Origin of the sequence: Halalkalibacter lacteus (genome assembly GCF_036663595.1) — a bacterium.
Lineage (GTDB): Bacteria > Bacillota > Bacilli > Bacillales > Bacillaceae_D > Halalkalibacter > Halalkalibacter lacteus.
Map to the genome: position 1 here is coordinate 1 of NZ_JAWRVL010000080.1, position 953 is coordinate 953.

Genomic DNA, 953 nt, shown 5'->3' on the forward strand with positions numbered 1-953 from the left:
AAACAATGACATTTGCCCATCGGGCATATTATATTTCGACTTTTCTGTTTTAGAGCCATATAAGAGCTTTGTTAAGTGTTGAAGTTGTTGCGATAGCGCTTCGTTCTGTTTCAACGATTGATCCAATTTTTTTGATAGCTCTTGGTTTTGTTGATTCGTATGAGCCAATTGTTCTTCGAGCAGTCGAATTAATTTATCGTTTTGATTTTCATTTGTAGAAGAAACGCTCGCCACATCATTCACCACTTTCCGTTCGGTTTTGTTCCTCTTATTATAACTAGTTCGAACAGTGGAAGAAAGATAAAATTAACGGTTTTAATGAATTTAGAACATACCTTTTGATGATGGTGGAATCGCCTTTGGCTGCTGAATGGATAAACCTTCAAGAAGCCAGCGAAGCTCCTGTTGGGAAAGATTGCGTACTTCATTTTCATCTTTTGGCCATTGAAGTTTTCCATTATCTAACCGTTTATAGAGCATGGCAAAGCCATCACCGTCGAAATATAAACATTTATAGCGATCTTTACTCCATCCAGAAAATAAGAAAATCGAATCACTATACGGATCTAGTTCAAGCGAATCTTGAATCAGTGTCGCCAATCCGTCAATGCCCTTTCGCATATCGGTCTTCCCACAAATGATGTAGATATTTTTCACGCTAGTATAATCGTGTTTCATAGATGTTTCAACTCCCTCATAACGGTTTGGATGGTGCACTCATCTATGCCGTTGAAGAAGGATATTTCAGCGTTTGCCGTTTTGATCATGCAAATGCTATTTGAAAGAGTTGTTGGAGAAATTGATGTATCGAGTTCTTTATTTTCGGCATGTAGTGTAACGGGGACAATCGTTAATTTTTGTTGTGACATAAGGAAAGCACCTCCTTTAGTTGATACATGTATCGTACCAGGAGGCGCTGCGTATTTATATGCGTTGTTTGAATGGGGGCTTAC

2 protein-coding genes and 1 pseudogene are annotated in these 953 nt (G+C 38.4%); 1 reads left to right on the forward strand and 2 read right to left on the reverse strand.

Annotated features, from left to right (window positions below; all coding sequences use genetic code 11):
• Positions 1-234, reverse strand: a pseudogene (locus tag SAZ04_RS21515) (IS66 family transposase); the annotation flags it as partial.
• Positions 235-324: 90 nt separating this feature from the next.
• Positions 325-678, reverse strand: coding sequence for an IS66 family insertion sequence element accessory protein TnpB (gene tnpB, locus SAZ04_RS21520; protein WP_332699528.1), 354 nt, complete (start codon positions 676-678; stop codon positions 325-327).
• A gap of 45 nt (positions 679-723) precedes the next feature.
• Between tnpB and SAZ04_RS21525 the strand changes: the two genes are divergently transcribed.
• A partial coding sequence (locus tag SAZ04_RS21525) for a hypothetical protein (protein WP_332699531.1) occupies positions 724-953 on the forward strand: 230 nt, incomplete at its 3' end.

Coding starts and splice junctions, on each gene's coding strand:
- tnpB (WP_332699528.1), bottom strand. CDS start 678: ATGAAACACGATTATACTAGCGTGAAAAATATCTACATCATTTGTGGG.